General features: G+C 37.3%; 24 protein-coding genes. 1 reads left to right on the top strand and 23 read right to left on the bottom strand.

Translation table 11 applies throughout. From position 1 onward, the window contains the following. Nucleotides 1-15 precede the first annotated feature (15 nt). From ACFSUC_RS09305 to ACFSUC_RS09415, 23 genes are all read right to left on the bottom strand, one after another. Complete coding sequence (locus ACFSUC_RS09305; RefSeq protein ID WP_379929278.1) at nucleotides 16-1239, bottom strand: hypothetical protein; 1224 nt, start codon at nucleotides 1237-1239, stop codon at nucleotides 16-18. Further along, on the bottom strand, nucleotides 1239-1775 hold the full coding sequence (locus ACFSUC_RS09310; RefSeq protein ID WP_379929279.1) for a putative phage tail protein: 537 nt from the start codon (nucleotides 1773-1775) through the stop codon (nucleotides 1239-1241). The genes ACFSUC_RS09305 and ACFSUC_RS09310 overlap by 1 nt, the downstream gene beginning before the upstream one ends. Continuing rightward, nucleotides 1768-2814 (bottom strand): baseplate J/gp47 family protein, encoded by a 1047-nt coding sequence (locus ACFSUC_RS09315; protein WP_379929280.1) that lies wholly within the window; start codon nucleotides 2812-2814, stop codon nucleotides 1768-1770. Before ACFSUC_RS09315 ends, ACFSUC_RS09310 begins: the two co-directional genes overlap by 8 nt. Further along, complete coding sequence (locus ACFSUC_RS09320; protein ID WP_379929281.1) at nucleotides 2807-3250, bottom strand: DUF2634 domain-containing protein; 444 nt, start codon at nucleotides 3248-3250, stop codon at nucleotides 2807-2809. The genes ACFSUC_RS09315 and ACFSUC_RS09320 overlap by 8 nt, the downstream gene beginning before the upstream one ends. Then, entirely contained in the window at nucleotides 3251-3553 is a 303-nt protein-coding gene (locus ACFSUC_RS09325) for a DUF2577 family protein (protein WP_379929282.1), read from the bottom strand. A gap of 5 nt (nucleotides 3554-3558) precedes the next feature. After that, entirely contained in the window at nucleotides 3559-4548 is a 990-nt protein-coding gene (locus ACFSUC_RS09330; RefSeq protein ID WP_379929283.1) for an XkdQ/YqbQ family protein, read from the bottom strand. Between the two features lie 6 nt (nucleotides 4549-4554). Continuing rightward, nucleotides 4555-4968, bottom strand: coding sequence for a hypothetical protein (locus ACFSUC_RS09335; RefSeq protein ID WP_379929284.1), 414 nt, complete (start codon nucleotides 4966-4968; stop codon nucleotides 4555-4557). After that, nucleotides 4965-7145 (bottom strand): phage tail tape measure protein, encoded by a 2181-nt coding sequence (locus ACFSUC_RS09340; protein ID WP_379929285.1) that lies wholly within the window; start codon nucleotides 7143-7145, stop codon nucleotides 4965-4967. Before ACFSUC_RS09340 ends, ACFSUC_RS09335 begins: the two co-directional genes overlap by 4 nt. 226 nt (nucleotides 7146-7371) lie before the next feature. Then, complete coding sequence (locus tag ACFSUC_RS09345; protein ID WP_379929286.1) at nucleotides 7372-7764, bottom strand: phage tail assembly chaperone; 393 nt, start codon at nucleotides 7762-7764, stop codon at nucleotides 7372-7374. Between the two features lie 84 nt (nucleotides 7765-7848). Next, nucleotides 7849-8271, bottom strand: coding sequence for a phage tail tube protein (locus tag ACFSUC_RS09350; RefSeq protein ID WP_379929287.1), 423 nt, complete (start codon nucleotides 8269-8271; stop codon nucleotides 7849-7851). A 20-nt stretch (nucleotides 8272-8291) separates the two neighbouring features. Next, nucleotides 8292-9371, bottom strand: coding sequence for a phage tail sheath C-terminal domain-containing protein (locus tag ACFSUC_RS09355; RefSeq protein WP_379929288.1), 1080 nt, complete (start codon nucleotides 9369-9371; stop codon nucleotides 8292-8294). 7 nt (nucleotides 9372-9378) lie between these two features. Further along, nucleotides 9379-9813, bottom strand: coding sequence for a phage tail terminator family protein (locus ACFSUC_RS09360; RefSeq protein ID WP_379929289.1), 435 nt, complete (start codon nucleotides 9811-9813; stop codon nucleotides 9379-9381). Further along, entirely contained in the window at nucleotides 9814-10236 is a 423-nt protein-coding gene (locus ACFSUC_RS09365) for an HK97 gp10 family phage protein (protein ID WP_379929290.1), read from the bottom strand. Continuing rightward, a complete protein-coding gene (locus ACFSUC_RS09370; RefSeq protein WP_379929291.1) occupies nucleotides 10236-10562 on the bottom strand; it encodes a head-tail adaptor protein in 327 nt (108 codons plus the stop codon). Before ACFSUC_RS09370 ends, ACFSUC_RS09365 begins: the two co-directional genes overlap by 1 nt. Nucleotides 10563-10577: 15 nt before the next feature. Next, a complete protein-coding gene (locus ACFSUC_RS09375; protein ID WP_379929292.1) occupies nucleotides 10578-10799 on the bottom strand; it encodes a hypothetical protein in 222 nt (73 codons plus the stop codon). A gap of 20 nt (nucleotides 10800-10819) precedes the next feature. Continuing rightward, nucleotides 10820-11098, bottom strand: a complete 279-nt coding sequence (locus tag ACFSUC_RS09380; protein ID WP_379929293.1) for a head-tail connector protein — start codon at nucleotides 11096-11098, stop codon at nucleotides 10820-10822. Nucleotides 11099-11116: 18 nt separating this feature from the next. Continuing rightward, entirely contained in the window at nucleotides 11117-12268 is a 1152-nt protein-coding gene (locus ACFSUC_RS09385) for a phage major capsid protein (protein ID WP_379929294.1), read from the bottom strand. Between the two features lie 55 nt (nucleotides 12269-12323). Beyond that, nucleotides 12324-13010, bottom strand: coding sequence for a head maturation protease, ClpP-related (locus ACFSUC_RS09390; RefSeq protein ID WP_379929302.1), 687 nt, complete (start codon nucleotides 13008-13010; stop codon nucleotides 12324-12326). An 11-nt stretch (nucleotides 13011-13021) separates the two neighbouring features. Next, nucleotides 13022-14239: a phage portal protein gene (locus tag ACFSUC_RS09395; protein WP_379929295.1), complete on the bottom strand. Its 1218-nt coding sequence runs from the start codon at nucleotides 14237-14239 to the stop codon at nucleotides 13022-13024. Between the two features lie 8 nt (nucleotides 14240-14247). Continuing rightward, nucleotides 14248-14469 (bottom strand): hypothetical protein, encoded by a 222-nt coding sequence (locus tag ACFSUC_RS09400; protein ID WP_379929296.1) that lies wholly within the window; start codon nucleotides 14467-14469, stop codon nucleotides 14248-14250. After that, nucleotides 14466-16127, bottom strand: coding sequence for a terminase large subunit (locus tag ACFSUC_RS09405; RefSeq protein WP_379929297.1), 1662 nt, complete (start codon nucleotides 16125-16127; stop codon nucleotides 14466-14468). The genes ACFSUC_RS09400 and ACFSUC_RS09405 overlap by 4 nt, the downstream gene beginning before the upstream one ends. 9 nt (nucleotides 16128-16136) lie before the next feature. Beyond that, entirely contained in the window at nucleotides 16137-16514 is a 378-nt protein-coding gene (locus tag ACFSUC_RS09410) for a phage terminase small subunit P27 family (protein ID WP_379929298.1), read from the bottom strand. 246 nt (nucleotides 16515-16760) lie between these two features. Then, a complete protein-coding gene (locus ACFSUC_RS09415) occupies nucleotides 16761-17153 on the bottom strand; it encodes an HNH endonuclease (protein ID WP_379929299.1) in 393 nt (130 codons plus the stop codon). A 142-nt stretch (nucleotides 17154-17295) separates the two neighbouring features. Here ACFSUC_RS09415 and ACFSUC_RS09420 point away from each other — a divergent pair, with 142 nt between their 5' ends. After that, entirely contained in the window at nucleotides 17296-17520 is a 225-nt protein-coding gene (locus tag ACFSUC_RS09420; RefSeq protein ID WP_379929300.1) for a DUF2188 domain-containing protein, read from the top strand. The last annotated feature ends 225 nt before the right edge of the window (nucleotides 17521-17745 follow it).

Raw genomic sequence — 17745 nt, forward strand, 5'->3', positions numbered from 1 at the left:
CCCTAAATGACATTATTATAAGAACACCATATATTCATATCTAACTCCAGATGTGTTTAAATTCAATCCTTTGGAGCCGAAATTAGTTGGAACAATTTTAGATGAATCCATACTTACACCAAATCTAGTGTCATGAGGATCAGTAGTCCCAGTACCGTAGTAATGGCCTACAATTGCGTTAGCAGTACCTCCAGTTATAGTGTGTACACATTGAACTTCATATGGACTAACGTAGCCTGATATGATAACCATTTTCGGCATAAGCATACCAGTTTTGTACTGTACGTTTTGAGAGCTTGCACCATTTCCTGTATAAGAGCCAGAGATAATATTTGCACCATACGGTAAATTACCTTCATGCCATACAGGGTTGGCGTTGTATTTCAGTTCTAATTCACCGACTATTAATTCTCCCGCAACGCCGTTACCTGCGGAATTAGATCGGCGTACTCTAACGTCGTCCGTAGCTCGGTTCCAAAACACTAACCCTTGCAGAACTCCATTTTCATCGCGCAGCCAAAAGTGTGCATTAGCTGATGAGTTAGGAGCATCTGAGTACATATTCCCACTTTTTGTAATAACGCTTCCTTGAAAAGTTTGAGGCACTGTAAAGGAGTTGTCTACATTCTTTTGTGCAGGATTCGGCAACGATTCTTCGTTCCATTCTTTTTTCCAAGCCGTCCAAGTATCCGTATCTCCGTTGTATAAGCGAAAATATTCGGAATAGGTGTTGGTAGGATATATCATCGTAAACCGCTGGAGCAGCCTAGAACTGCTACGCCCTACGTTTTCTACGATAAATACCCTCCCTGATTGGTAGGTTAAGTCGCCAAGAGGTGTGTCATACGCTGCACCACTACCAGTGTCATGCACAAAAAAAGCATTCAACTCTTTGAAATCGGATAAGTCACCGCTAGGTGGGATCGTCTTTTTAGACATGCTGGCGGCAATTGCGTTTGCCTCTGCTGCATCTGCCTTAGCCTGCGCACCTGTTGTAGTTTCGTAATCAGATTCAATAGATGAAATGCGTGTTTCATGACCTGTAATATCTGAGTCTAATTCGTTAATAGCTGATACGGCAGAGGTTTTATCTGTAGTTGTCAGTGTTGTCGTATTTCCAACAGCTTGATCGATTTTATCCCAATTATCATTAAAATCTGTATCAATATTTACATTCAAATTTCCATCCGTGGCAGGGTCAATCTTTCGTAAATTAATATTTGGCGTATTTGTTGGCATTATATCAGCCTCCTTGCGAATTTATCCCATGTTAGGTTTTGCAGCTCATTATATGAAATGGCTTGTACCTCATTGTATGTAATATACCTAAATTGATAATTGACTCTTAAATGTGCCGGTTTTATTTGCTCTATAGCGCGCTTAACATCCTCAATTGCTGAAGGAGTACCGATCTCGCTTGTAAATTGGATATTTATATGACCATCAAAACTCACTTCAACTTCCCCATACGTCCATGATTCAGCCGTGACTTTAATTAAAACCGAGTCTGCTTTGCCTGTGCCTCTCAATTGCCCCTTAATGACTGCACGCCTATCTGCTAGAGATTTATTTAAGTCCGTCTTAATGCCCAGTTCTTTTTCATATATTGTCAATACAGATGAACTTGCTTTATCAATATCAAATTCATTTATAATAGCCTGAACCTTCTCATCTAAATCATCCAATAAAGCTCCTACACTTCCACTAATTTCATTTATTAGTGGATCGTCTCTATCAATTCTGTGAAACTTACCTATGATTTTATCTTTACGCAATTACAACATCTCCTAGCGTAGCAACCTCTTTATCTCCTATTAAAATATTAGAGGTTCCACCATTGACACTGAGTGTACTAAAATCCTGTACGCCTTCAGCATCAAAAATGGCATTAGATATGGCAGCATAAGATACATATGATTGCTTAAATGCGATGTTTTTTAAATATTCGATAATGTTATATTCGATGTTTGTCTGTACCTGTTCATCTGTATAGTTGCTATCTTTAACAATGTTGACTGACACGTTAATTGGTACGCCAGTAGCTGCAAGCACATAGCAAAAAGCTCCAATTGCAGCTTGACCATTGCCTAATCCTTCACTATTCGGATCAATATACTCTTGTACAGTATCAACTAGTGTCTGGCTTGCTGGCTGTTTATCAGCATTAATAATGACAATCTCCACCGTATTGTCTCCTTGCTCAAGAGAGAAAATCTTAGCGTCTCCCACACCTGCTGTCTCTTTAGTCCATTGGAGATAGTGATAAACATTTGCAGAGGTTGCGGGTGTTCTAACGGCAATATAATATCTGTCTCTGAGACTATCATCTGACTCTGCTTCAAATCCATCATATGTTGGTTGTGGATTGGCTACTGAGGTGATTCCACTCAAGGTTACAGGTATTTGGGTAATATGATTGGCAGGAACATTGCCAATTGAACCAGCAACAACAGCCTGAATACTAATACTTCCTGTTCCATCAATGGTCTTTGTCTCTATTGCCTTAAATTGAACACCTGAAGCAGTCTCGAAGAGATCCCCTTCATTCACTGTTCCACTCCCTGTTACTGTTAATGTTCCAACTGCATATGTCGCTTCATTCCGCTCAATCCCTTTCCGCTGATACACATAAGTTTCAAGCGTCGAACCAGTCATATTATCCACATCAAAGAGTCTTTGAATCTTTTCAAGTTTAATATCATAGTCAGCCATTACTAATGCGCACGCCTTTAGCAAGTCGTAAACAATATAACCTTCTGTTTTGTCGTATGCATCATTTATTGCATCAAGCAGCTTCTTTAAAATCTCATCCACTATATCTCACCTCTCTCTCAATCCCTTCAATTAATCCTTGTTTCGTCTGTACATTGAAGCAGATAATGGCTTTATTATCTTGTCTGCTTAAATTAAAATTACTAATACTTTCGACTTCAGGATGCCGAGTCAGTTGTTCTTCCATTTGCCTTTTGATCTCACTTGTCATAACCGAAACTGGAATATCCTTTCGTCCAATAAACTGATTGATACTCAACCCAAACTCCAAATCCTTATAAACCTCATATTTACCTTGCTCAGTAATCAAAATCTTAGTGATCCATTGTGAAATTGCTTGCTCATAATTTGCCTCAACAGGCTTACCGTCTTTAAGCACATTTTTCCTTGCTTTATAGTCAAATAAAAAAACCTTCCCTAATGTAATATCTTTGGGAGGGCTTAACTCTTCATCATTAAAATCAATTGTCGGAAACATTTACTCACCTACCTTGTCTAAAACGGCATATTTTTGCTGGTTTGGGGTAGGTATGAGAATAATTTGATCGCCAGCGTTAATCGTAATTGTAATAGGAGTATGGTACTCATCATTGCTGTGAGTATGTTTATGAAAGAGATAATTTGGGACAATTAAATCGTCCATATCCAACAATATCTCATCTCCTATTGATACAACTAAATTAGGCAATCCATTAATAACTTTTCCGATTATGATTCCCGCAGGATTAGGGTTATTGCGTTCAATCAACATTTTTCCAAATACAGTAGACCACTTATCCATACCTATTAACCCCTCTCCATTTCAAGTACAGAGGTATGTATACCATTATTAATTGTGTGTGTGACTCCTCTAATGAGATACCTTCCCACGACTCCGCTTATTGGTTCATTTAAATCAATTAATCTTCCTGATCGTATATCGTCATGTCCTAGCATCTCGCACGTTACAATGTTACCTGTTTTACTAAGTTGATACAGAACGGTATTGGCGATGTTGCGTGCTTGAGCTGCATTTTTATCATTTACCGTTACAACCTCGGTCATGAGTCCATATCTGTCTATATTGATCTGGTCTGATTTTTCAGCAAAAATGTTCGTTGAATTCTCTGTATCACTTACCACGATCACTTTGTTTTTCATATTTTCAATTGATTTTTCAGTTGCTAATCCCGCAATTGTTTCGCTTGTCGGAAACTCGTTCGTGTTGCTACTCAGTCTAACCATGGGATTGATGAGCAAATCTGATTGTTTACGAATCGTTACAATATCTTTATCCATCTCAAGTCTATATACATTTTTTGTCTCAAAATAAACCTGATATAATATATCATTGATAATGTCAATCAAAGTGATATCCTTGTATATCTTAGTAATAAGTGTATTCATACTGGCAATATTGTGCTTAATATTGAACCGATCCAGCAATTTTTGAATTGCATCAGTAGCAGTAGCCTTCTTGAATTGAATAACCGTCTCATTTTTATTTAAGTACCATGCTCGATCAAAGCAAATGTAAGACTTAGCATAACGTCCGTTACTCATCTCTTTAACTACAATAAAATAGTTCAATACTTTGCTCCCATTAAGTAAGACCACTTGATCGCCTGTTTCCAGTAAATCGTTATATTGCTCAAAATACCTTGTATCATTTATGGCAAAATTAAATGATAGCTCCATGCCGAGTGTATCAATATTGCTCGTCCAAGTAAGATTGCTAATCAGTGGCGACAGATCAATTCTCTTTCCATTTTTTTTAAGTATTAATTGATGATTCATATCTTATCACACCTTTATAAACACGAATTCGCTCAGTGTGAGAGCGTACGGAATGTCTTCAGCTCGATCAAGTGAATAGGTAAATTCATCAACTGTTACAGCCATATTTATAAATTCACTTCCATCATTTAATGTGATAATAATACGAATAGGTACTCTCTTAGCTCTCCACCGCTTAAAAAATTGCACATATTCCATGCCATTGCGCTTATCCTTGGCAAAATCATACTCTTTTCGCGGAAAAAATGAGCTAATACTCAGATTGCGCAATCCTTTTGTCCCAATCAATTTAATCGTCCCATGTTTCATTGTTTCAAATTCTTGATTTTTCCATGGTTCATTTACTCCTGCAAATTCAGCAGGGATGATTGGCAATGTAATCGTCTCTTCAAAATTGTTTGCTGCAAAAATTATATTCACGCCAATCCCCCCTGCATATTCGATAATTTTATTTCAAGCATTTCCACCGCTCTGTTCATAAGTCGGTTTATCTTATCCTCTTCGCCAATAATATCTCCACTTACCTTAATGTTGACCGTAACGTTTCGATTGCTCATATTATTAATCAATTGTTCGGATTTATCGGCTGGAATAACTTGGCTACCACCGGGCAAATTTACAATCTCACCGCCATTACGTTCATTGACCATGGCAAGTCCACCAGTAAAGTAACTTGTACCCAATCCGAATTTCGGGATTTTCGGAATATCAATTCCCCAAGACTCTCCACCGTAACCGGGAACCCAACTCGGTATTTCGATACTTAAGCTGTTGAGACCATCTATTAACGTATTAATCATGTCAATAAGTCCATTGATTGGAGTCTTGGCATATGTGGTAATTAATCCAATTTGCCCTTTAAACATGTCCATAATTCCATCCCATGCGCCTTCCCAATCTCCTTTAAATACAGAACTAAAGAACTCGGTAATACCACCAAATATCTGCTTTACGTTGTCTACGACTCCCCTAACTGACTCTAAAAATGTTTGACCAAGAGGAAATGAATCAAGCCAATCTGCCACATTGCTAACCGTATCCATGATAAAAGATTTGATGTTTCCCCACACATTTTGCAGGCTCGTCCACAACGCTTGACCTTTCTCTTTTACCGTATCCCAATTCTTCCACAGTGCTACACCTGCAACTACCACCAAGCCTATCACTGTTGCAATCCATCCGAATGGACTCGCTTTACTTGCGATATTCAATGCAATTTGAGCCATTGTCTGTCCTTTAGTAGCTAGTGTCCAAGCTTGATACATCTTGCTCACAGTGCCAACTACTTTTTGTGCAAGTATGGTGGCGGTTAAGCCGCTCACAACAGGAATCAGCCAATCTGCGTTATCTTTTGCCCATGAAATCGATGTAGCAAATCCATCTATAATTTCTGCTCCTGTCTCAAATGCCTTATCAATGGCTTTTTCAATTTCAGGCGCTTTATCCTTGAACCATTGCCCAAACTCATTCAGTTTGGGTAGTACGCGATCCGAAATTGGTATCAAGACGTTTGTTTCCACCATACGCCCGATACCTTGGAACGCTTGAGATGTGTTGTCATATTTAATTTTCTGGATTTCCTGCATTGTGTCACGGGTCATGTCAAATTGATTCCGAGCTGTACCAAGTGCCGAGATGACATCGGATTCCATATTCTCAAACTGCGTTCCGAATAGATCCACGCCTATTGCATTTTTTTGAATCGGATCATTCATTCCGCTGATGGCGGATACAACTTGTTTAAATGATTGTTTAGCCTCTTCTCCTCCCATAGCAAACGTCTTTATCATGGAGTCAGCATTAAAGCCGAGTGCAGATAAAGCTTCTCTGGACGATTTTGAATTATCCTTAATCCTAATACCGAACTCCTTGACGCTATCCGCTACCTTATCAAGATTAAATGCTCCATTTTCCGCACCAGCAGAAAACATATCGAACATCTCATTAGCGTTAAATCCCAAGGTCTTAAAATATACTGAATACTCATTTGCTGTATCTAATAAGTCCTGAGATTTGTTTAAGCCTTCTCGGGAGCCTTGTGATAATAAATTAAAAGCTTCCGTGCTAGATATTCCAAAGTTTTTCATCATCGTATCAGCAGTTTTGACGGATTGACTTAAATCCTCGCCAAAAACATCTCGATAGGTGACTGCTAAAGCGGTTGTTTGTTTAAGTTCATCGCCAACTTGACCTGTAATTTGCTTTGTATTCATCATTGCATTTGACAGGTCTGACCAGCTTTCACCCATGTTCATCTTGTACAGTTCAGTTATGCTGTTTTTTAATTTTAACATTTCAGCATCTGTTACACCTGTAGCAGCTTGTAGGTTAGTCATTGATGAGTGATAATCCTTCATAAACTGGACACCATTTCCTATACTTTCAGCCGCAGCACTTACTCCTACAAAAGCCACACCTAATGTTGTTGCACTTTTAGCGACCGAAGTAAATCCAGATACAGCAGTATTGCGGAAGCTTTCCACTCGATTTCCAAGCAATCTCATTTGTCTACTGTGCTGTCTAGTTTGATCGGCTGCATTACGCATACGACTAGTAAATCTATCGCGCAAATTGAGGATGGTATTAATCGTTCCCATAAATCTGTCTCACCCCTCTCTATAAATCAAAAGTAAAAAGGAGTGAGCTATTTCTTGCCCCCTCCAAACAACACTTTATACTTTTCCTTTTCATTTTTATTATGATTTTCCATCATGGCTTGATACACGATCTTTTCCGTGCTGCTTAGGTTGATAATCTTCTCATGATCTTGTCCGCACTCTATTACGTAAAATTGTAGTAGTTGCATATCAGGATCATGAGATATTAGTTTTTTACTTCATTTTTTAAGTCTTCTGGTTTGCTAAATCCAGCCAATTCCAAAATCTTTGTCGCTACCTCATTAATCTCGCTAATCTCAAGCAACTCTTGCACGATTTCAACTGGTTCTTTTACTTCATACGCTTCATGCAGTGATTTATCTTGGAACGCAGAAACCGAATGATAGATTAGATAACTGTTTGCATATATTACATCTTCAAAACTTTCATCCTTGAGCATATCGATTGTTTTGTATAAAAAACTATTTTTAGGACGTTTGATATCAATTTCTCCACCTAGAGAGTTAATATACACTTCTTCGGTGCGGTCTTTGCTTGCTTGTTTAGCAGCCTTTTTTGCAATCAAGTCTGCCAGTGTTAATTTTGTATCTTTTTTCATATATGTATTTCCTCCAAATATATTTTTATTTATTTTAGTAGATTTAATAAAGAGGAGTCTGCAACTTGCATACCCCTCAGTTTTTTACATCAACTCAGGAAACTCAATCTTGCTAAAACTAAATGGTAAAGACTCCTCGGCTGTAGACTTTGATTCAAAGCCTCCACCAAATTCACTGAAGGTGACTCCGCTGATCACACATCGTTCAGCTCTGCCTGTTGACGCATTGCCCATTTTGGTTACAATTTTAACATCAGGCATTATGCCTGTTTTTAATGCATCCTTCAACAATGAAATTCCCCGACTTTTTACTTTATTAAAGGATAGCGTACCTTCGCCACTAAACCCTTGATATTTTTTATAAGTTGCTGGATCACCTAAATAGGTTACATCAGCAAAATCTAATGATACTTTCCACTCAAAAGACTTGATGTCCTCTAGCAACTCATTGTTAAGATAAACAAAGCAATCATTACCACTAACAACACCATTATTTTTATCTAACATAGTTAATCATCTACCTTTCTTTATGCTAATTCAACGCTAAAGGAAATATCCTCCATCGCGTCAGTTACTTTAATCTGTCCAGCCAAATATACATTTGATCCATATGTCATATTTTTAATTTGTTGATCATTCCAATCTTCGGCTTCTGTTTTACCGCTGGCAATTAGTGCCGCTCTTTGAGTCTCAACATTGACATCAGTGCGATTATCATAATTACGATCTAAAATATCGTCAGCAGATAAATTAGATAAATATCCATTTATAGAGCTGATTAGTAGTACTTGATTATCGTAACTGTTTTTAAATCTACCAATATATTCAATTTTAAATACATTGCTTACGTCTTCCTTAATTTGATCAAGTGTTTCAACTACAATGATTTTTTTAAAATCTTCAGTAACAGTAGATGAGGTAGTTTGCAAGGAATTGACTGACCTCGCAACTCTCACAGTACCTTCATCATTAAATAACACAAACTCTCCGTTCTCAATTGCAGTATCAAGGTCTGCTGGCTCAACCACACTAACTAAATCAGCAAATGCATAATAGGTTGCACTGCGAGTCAATGGTAGAGATGCAAGCAATCCAAGCAAACGAGCAACAAATTTATCGCCAGTGACGGTTGTTCCGTCTTCGTAGGTCACGGATTCATTCGTAAAATTCACAACATGCTGACTATCAGGAGCAGTAGTATCAAAGACAACCGCTTTCATTGTCTTATTTAAAGATTCCTGCTCTTTAATGTATAAAACTAAATCATCTTGCTCTGTTGCAGTACCCTCAGCAAGTCCAATCCAATTGACCTTTCTGCTTCCTAGTGCCGCAATAGCATCAGCTACAACATCTGTACTTGCCGTCTCAATTGGAACGACAATAACTTTTGCTGCTCCACCTGTAAATACATCTTTAATATAATCTGCATTTGTACTTGTAAACTTATCCGATTCAATAACTAATGCGGATTTATACTCCTTTACCGCATAAGTATTGTCTGTATCATCCTTGATGATAAGAGCAACAATTCCTCGTTCCGAACGCTCGATCAAACTAGCAGCGAGTTTTTTAAAAGTAATATCAATGCTAGGCATTCCAATTGTCATAATCTAATCAATCCTTTCGTATTTTAACTTCTAATTCTTCCATCATCGGTTCATTGCTCGTATCTTTATATTCGAGCGTGTAAATATCAAAACTGAACTGAAGCACACCATCAGACTTGACACTGTTTACCTCTAATGGATAAACAAAAAAGCCCTCCTCGATCATAAATTGACCAGAAAAGGCTTCTTCTAATGCTTCTTGCACTTCAAGCATCTCAATTTCATGCTTATAAATATCCGTAGGAAAAAAATATATGATGACTGATACCGTTCTTTCCCGCTTCCCACCGATATAATCGGCTGTTTTAACATTTTCAAACTCAAAAAATAAAGATGGTCTAGGAAATCCTTCTTTAATGTCATTGCTCTCAATAGGGAACTCAGGCAAAACTTCTTCCAGTTTGTTTGTGATTGCTAAACTAATCTCTTTGAGAGTTATCATTTATCTCAGCCCCTCGTTTAAAAGATCATCAATAAACTCTTGGCAATCTCGAATATATTCTTGCTCAAACTCTTCGAGGGATTTTTGAAATACCTTTTTACCGCGTACAAAGCCAACTTCTTGACCGTCCTCTGAAACCATTCGATGTCCATGTTCAATTAAATGAGCATGAGGACTTGCACCATATACTCGAATGGATTGATTACCATTGTAAGTATATAATTTACCTCTTTTAATCCCTTTAAAATAATTGCCTGTGTCTTTTTTGACAGATGATTTAGCATTTTTTAACGTCAATTTTCTGAGTTTGGAGCCTTCCACTCTCAAAAACTTTTTTGTCTCTCTCGGCATTGTCTCTTCGGCTAATTCGAGCATTCGCATCGCAAAATCATCAAGTTCTCTTAGGTCAAAATCGTCATTCATTACACCCGCTCCTCGCAGAAAATCTCGATTGTCTTATTAGCCATGTATGGATTTAAAATGTACAGGATATCAAATCGATGATCTCCATATTTAAACCACATATCAGGTTTAATATCTTTGCCACTAATATAGCGAACAACAATTTTAGTAGTGCATTTGCTTATGATAGTTTCAATTCCTTGCTGCCTACTCATACGGCCAGTCTGAGGGATGATCATTGCTCCGATATCCTTGATTTTATTTGGTTGTTCTTCCCATTTGCCTAGTTCATTCTTGACTCTAGTGCTGCCCCATAACTCAATCTTTTTCATTTTTCCAGCATTCATGGCTTATCACTCATCCTATTCGGCAATAATGCCTAGGCTACGCAATACAGCAAGGATTTGATTTTGCTTAGTGGCAATGGCAGTACTAGTAGCCGTTGCAGGATCAGCATGGTCAGCAATTGCGGTTGCTTGAACTCCATCACTAAGAACTTTTGCACCTGTTATAAAGTTAAGGTCTCCACCTACCGTCCAGCGATCTCCACCAAGTTCCTTATAATTTTTAGTTACATATGTCATTATTTTTCACTCCATTTACCTTATGTTATTGTTTCTTCTGTTTCCCATTTAATTTGGAAAATCAGAGAATTGAGACTATACTCTAATGTCTTAGTATTGGATGATACAACAGGATTTCGATTCTCATACTGATGAGCGCAAAACAAATACAGTGCTAATTTATGTTTAGGATTCATCTCATCGAAAGCCTTGCCTGTTCCTTTTTCTAAATAGTCTTTTGCAACTAGAATAAGAGACGATAAGATTATATCCTCATCGTCTCCATAGATATGTAAGTATTGTTTTAGTTCATCCAGCATGGGAATTACCCCTCTTCATTACGAAAGTGTGATTTGTCCATAAATATACATCTTGTCGCTTGCATCAACTTGTACAACATCTACATGCTCAATAACACGGGCATATGTAGTGTTTTTAGTAAATCCAGCATGTTCGCTTGTGGCGAATAAATAAGATCCATTGTCTACAAAACTAGCCGCCTCTGCCAAATTACCATAATAGATTGGAGCTTTTTTCGTAGTTGTACCAGTGGTAGGTAGCAGAGCATTGCTAAACACTTCAACACGATAACCATTAAACAATTTTTGTGTAGAGTTTGCAGGATTTGGCTGAAGAATTGGACGACCAGTGCCATCAGTCTGTGAATCCAAGAAATCAAAACCGTCTTGATTCGTAACGATCACCATATTATATTTTACACCTTCATCGATATCCTTGTTGATGCTCGATTTTAGTGCTTCATATCCAGTAATTGCTTTCGCTGTTTTACCATTTTGTAATGCTGCAATCGCCATTTTGTTCTCGGTTACAACTGCTTTTTTAGCAAATACAGTGGCAATATAATTAATTAAATTATTATCTGTCATCTTAAGTAAGGTATTGGATAATTGAATGATTGCACCTTTTTCTTTTAGTGCGAAAGATACGTTTGTAAATTTAATGTCGCTTGGTTCGCTTCCTTCAGTACCGTCAGCAAAATCAACTAACTCACTAAATGTCTCAACATCTTCTACCGCCCAAGACCCACTTAATGCAGTAGTCGGGACATAACCTAAAATATCACGAAAAGATTTATATTGACGCACTTTTTCAATAATTTTAGTGCGAATATCTTCAGGCAAGATAAATCCTTCACCGTTTGTACCATCACCTGTACTTGGGACGAGCAAAGCGTTCTCTGCTTCTGTTAATGAACGACCCATACCTCTCTTAATCATCGCACGTACAGCATTTGCAGATTGTTTAGCGTTGTTCGCCATTTTTTCAGTCTCCTTTTTGTTGTCCATTTTATTTTGTACTACTGCTAATTCTTCAGCGTCCAATTGTTCTTGTATGGCAATTGCCTCTTTCAAATTTTTAACCTGATCCATTTTAGCTTTAGCGTCTGTTACATAGTTTGCATCAAGTAAAGTTTGTGCCTCAGCCTTTGCAGTTTCAAGTTCATTTCTTAGTTCATCGATTTTTCTCATATTAAAATAACCTCCAAATAGTTTGTTTTTTTAGCAATAAAAAAAGCCACTGTAACTACAGCAGCTCCAATTGCATTTTTAATTTTTCAACTTCGTTATTCTGATTATCAATGGTATCTTTAACTTCAATCAATTCCTCTGGTACGTTATCATAGTTTTTTATCCTGTCAGTGATACATGCTGCAACATTATTAGCCTGAGTAACTTCAAGATTGAAGTATTTTCCCGCTTCACTACCATTAAGCCAAGTCTCTGTATTCACCATCTCACGAATGGTTTCAATGTCCACACCTTCGTTTAACTTGTCAGCATAGACATTCATAATACCTTCTTCAATTCTATCAAGGTCATCAGCCATTTTTCTGAGGTCATTGGCATTACCTACAACACCATTCCACGGCTTATGTATCATTAGAAATGCATTGCTTGGAATAACAATCTTATCACCAGCCATTGCGATTACAGATGCAATTGAAGCAGCTAAACCATCAATATAGACGGTCTTCTTTCCTTTATGTCGCTTTAGGATATTATAGATGGCTAATCCTGCAAAAACACTGCCTCCCGCACTGTTAATGTAGATATTAAGTTTTTTATTTCCAATCTGATCCAATGCTCTCAATACATCGTCAGGAGCAGTATCAGTATCAGCCCATTTAGACCATTCATCGCCTACAATATCTCCATAAAAGTATAAGTCAGCCTGATTTTCAGTACTATTTTTAATCTTTAAATAATCCATACTCATTATGCTCATTCACCTCCTTTGCTGTATTGCTTACCAACATCAGCAAGCGGGATATACGTTCCGTTCACGATAAGTTTATCTCCTTCTGGTACGGGAGGCTCACCTTCCCGTTTACGGACACTGTTAATAGAGAGAATGCCTTTGTCTACAGCTTGGGCGTAGGTTTCCATTCTGGTCTTAAAGTCAGCTCGAATAATAGAATCAATGTTAAACTCTAGGTTATATCCAGACTGAAACTCTCTTTTAGTGAGCAACTTGTATGACAGTTCGCTTTCTAAAGGTACAAGTACAGGCATAAGCGTATCAACATAAAATGCTTGTTGTTCAGCCTGCGAAGACGCATATTTACTATTGCTATAATCATTAATCATCGAAGGCTTGATACCAAATACACTGCTAATTTGTTGAGCATTATACTTGTTTAGTTCTAAAAATTGACTACTAACCAAGTCCTGTTTTAACTGTTCAAGCTTCATGCCTACTGGTAACGGCAAAACGCCGCCAACATTATTAGTCCCGCTTCCTAATTGCATGAGTTTATTTTGAATTAAGACCTCGCCTTTCTTGTCCAAATCCCCAGTATAATAGACAACTGATCCAGATGATAACCCGTTATTAAACAATGTGTTTATGTATTTTTGTCCTGCCTTTGCATTATCAAAGGATAAATATAGACAGTCTTTAGCAGATAACCCAGTAATACCATTAAAACTTACGCTAGTTTTGTGATGAATTACCTGCTCATGAGAGAGTTTATATTGCTGACCGTTTTGGTCAGTATACACATACCAAACACTATTAGGTGTAGACCATAAACCAGCATCATCAATCCATACTTGAACCTTTTCGCTCTCAAGGATATGCAGGCTATGTACTTTTCCTCTCTCCATATGGATATAAGCATAACCATTACCATAATGATTCTTATTCAACTCAAGCGCAGACCAAAAACTAAAAGGAGTCGTATGTGGATTAGGTCTTCGTAACACAGCATTTAAGTAATGTCTGCTGTCCATGGTGCTGCTATCAGACTTATCCTTATACAAATCCAATCCTAACTTACCCACACTCTCGCCAAGCATCTTTAAGCATACAAAGTAGGTCAATTCACCAAGTTTATGACTACCCTTTTCAACTGTATTTGCCCCGAATAAGGTCATTAAATCGGTGCTGATTGAGTTTTGTACATTTAATGTATCCAATCTCTTCTTGATAATCCCCATTTAATTTATCACCCCTTTCTGGAGGGAATGGCAAAGAATAACCCCAATAAAAAAAGGACTGCTCCCAAGGTGTACAGTCCTGCAATACTACTAATTATAAATGTCGGTATAACGATAAATACGAGTCCTAGCAGCATCAGTAAATCATCAAAATGTTCCTTTAAAATGCCTTTTGTTCGCTCTAAAAACTTCTCAGTTTTCTTCTTAATAAATTGTATTAGTTTCTTCATCGCATCCCCCAAAACTCCTTTAGATAGTCTTCTGTGATCGGTTCAGGCTTATATTCATTTGAATTTGTATTTGCCACTGCTCTAGATAAACCCATTAACATTGCAATAATACCGTCAATCTTGTTCTTGCTTTTCTTCTTATCATATTTCATTCCGTTCCTATCGGTTGCCACAACATTACCAGCCATCCATGTTAAAACAGGATTGTTGGCAATGATCAATCTATTATCCATCAATAAATTCTCGAAGTCATTTATCGCAGGAGCCATTGTCTTCCCACCTTGTCCCATCTCAATTACAACAAAGTCTTTTTTAAGAGCTGAGATAATACCTACTGCTCCCCAACGGTCAAATCCAATCTCTTCAAGGGCAAAATGGCTATTCAACTCTTTAATATAACTATGCAATTGTTCAAAGTTGATATAGTCTCCATCTAAAGCGGTCATATATTCTTTATCTACGAACACATCATATCTGATATTATCTCTTTCGCTTCGCTCTGTTAATGTGTCTTTAGGTGTAAACAAATGTGGATACACTATATATTTATCTTGTTCTTCATCATAAAAGACCTGTACAAAAGCTGTAACATCGTTTACTGCCGACATATCAAGCCCGCTCCAGCATGGCAAATCATACAGCTCTTCTAATTTTACATCAGCTAAACAATCACGCCACAAGTTCATGTTAATAGCTGTCTCTCCATCCAATGAAACATGCTGATTGAGGTATAGTCTACGAAATGCTGCTTCCCTCGTCTTTAATTGCATAGCCTTTTGGGCTAAATCCTTAACATCATCATATTTGCGAAAAACACCCAAAGCAGGATTAGCACGAAACCACTGTTCCTCATCATCAAGCTTGCAACCCTTTTCAGCCTCATAAATGGCATAATAAAAGGACTCATTTTGAGTCCTGCCTTCATCGATGTCTTTAGCATATGTATACAATTCCATTTCAAGATTGTTCGGATCATTACCAGATGAGGCTGTGGTCAAAGTTAATAATAAAGGTTCATCCCATATTCCCATGCCAGTCCTGAGTTTGTCATAAAGCGCACCGTTCTTGGACTCGTGTATCTCATCGAGTATACAGTATAAACCAGCATAACTATCCGCATTACTGGCATCAGAACTAATAACCTGAAGTTTACTATTCATATTTGGCTTTTCAATTATCTTCCTGCTGTCCTTAATCTTCACATACTTCTTGAGTGTATCATTGTGGTCAATCATATACTTGATGGTATCAAATAATTCACTTGCTTGTTTAGTTGTATTCGCTGTAACTAGGATAGCAGAGCCGAATTCATTTTTACAGTAGTACAAATAAGCAATTATACAGGCTATGATGAATCCTTTCCCGTTCTTTCTCGGCAAATTGATGTGCGCCTCACGAAATCGCCTAAGTCCATCAGTCCGTCTCTTAACACAGATAATCCCTGTACATATCTCAAATTGGAACTTTAACAGGCTAATTTTCTGCCCTTTTTTACCCTTATCAAGCTCTAGTTTTGATATGAATTTATGGAATTTTTGTGCTTCATCGACATCATAATAATACTTATCATCATTATATTTAGCCTTCAGCTCTTCAATCCATGCTTCAATATCGCCACTAGTCTGTATCGATATCTGCTTCTTGGCAAATTCATTCATTTTATCACCCTATTTCTGTATCATATCCTCCATTTCATGATCAGAGTTTTCGTCATCTTTAAGGATTGTCTCTTTAAGTTTGATTCTTTCCTTTGGTGTTAGGGCAAATTCCCTGATAAACGAGAGCATTGACTTCATAGCATTATTTGCAATGGATACCTCTGGAATCTGTTGCCTATAACCTGTCTCAGTTGTGAAGCATAAATCTCCATTCTTTTTTATTGCTTTTTCTGCCTCGATCCAATGCTGATAATTCGCACATAAAGCGGAAAGAGCAATATCATCACCTTGCTTCCACTTACCTTCTTTGCTTAGCATCTCATATATATCTATAAACTTTTTTTTCGCATCGTTTTTTAAAAATGATGGCGGCTTTGGTGTGGTCATACTCCCCCTCCCCTCTATGTTTTTATTAAACCACCCCTGCTGAAAAAATCCTGCTCAGGTGCAAAAAAGACTGGGCATACGGTCACTAGATATTTGACCTTCAACATTATTCCTACCCCTACTCTTGGAAACAGAGCATCTTTTTAAACTTTCCATCTCTATACAATGCAATAACTGTTGTACCTTCATACTCACAAATAAATTCGATTCTTAAACAAACGGTTAATTTGCTTATGTCCATATCTATCAATCCAATCCATATATCTTCTTATCTTCAGCGGTCTTAGCGTTATGACACTCTACACATAAAAAGTCAATGTTTGATTCAACAAGTCTTAACGACCAATCAACTTTAATGGGAATAATATGGTCTGCAATAACTCCTACTTTTATTTTCTTATTTTCAAGACATTTTAAACAAAGCCCATTAAACTTTAGCTTTATCTTTTCCCTTAGCAATTTCCACTCCTTGCTGTTGTAAAACTGCTTACTCTTTTGGTCTCGTTGGTACTTGTCATAATGTCTATTACGCTCTCTTTTATCAATTTGACCCTGATCCTTATGCTTATCACAATACTTATCTCCAACATTAATCAAACTATTACACGCTGCTTTATTGCATATCTTTTTAATGGGCATTTTCATCACCTCGATAAATTATCTAAAAATACTAGCATTCTATGCCATCGAGCGTTTGAAGCCTTCAAAAAAACATGATATACTATATATTGTGTTAGAGATATATTGATTATCAATATATAGAAAGGAGGTAGGTATAATTATGGATAAAAAAAGTATTTTCACAACAAAGCGTGGAAACGGATGGGCTAATGTTATTGGTGGTAATAAAAGAGCATCAGGTTTATATGACACTCAAAAAGAAGCTATTGATGCTGCAAGAGATCGTGCTAAACGTGATGGACTAGAACACACTATCCAAGGTCGAGATGGAAAGTTCCGCGAAAAGAACAGTTATGGAAATGACCCCCGAGACATAAAAGGATAGAAAAAACACTAATAGTAATGAGGTGAAAAATGGTACTTACAACCGTACAGCGTGTTTATGGTAAAGGTAGATATGATGGTTTTGTCCTTGGTATTTTTGTTGGAGTCTGTAAACTAGATTGTGTAAACTCCTAAATCTATTAAAATAGAGGTAGGAGAAAGGTTGGGATCTACACATGGGATTATGGACGAAAGAGCAGCTTCGCGCATTCATCAAAGAAAATAA

The organism is Marinicrinis sediminis (genome assembly GCF_042685085.1).
GTDB lineage: Bacteria > Bacillota > Bacilli > Paenibacillales > KCTC-33676 > Marinicrinis > Marinicrinis sediminis.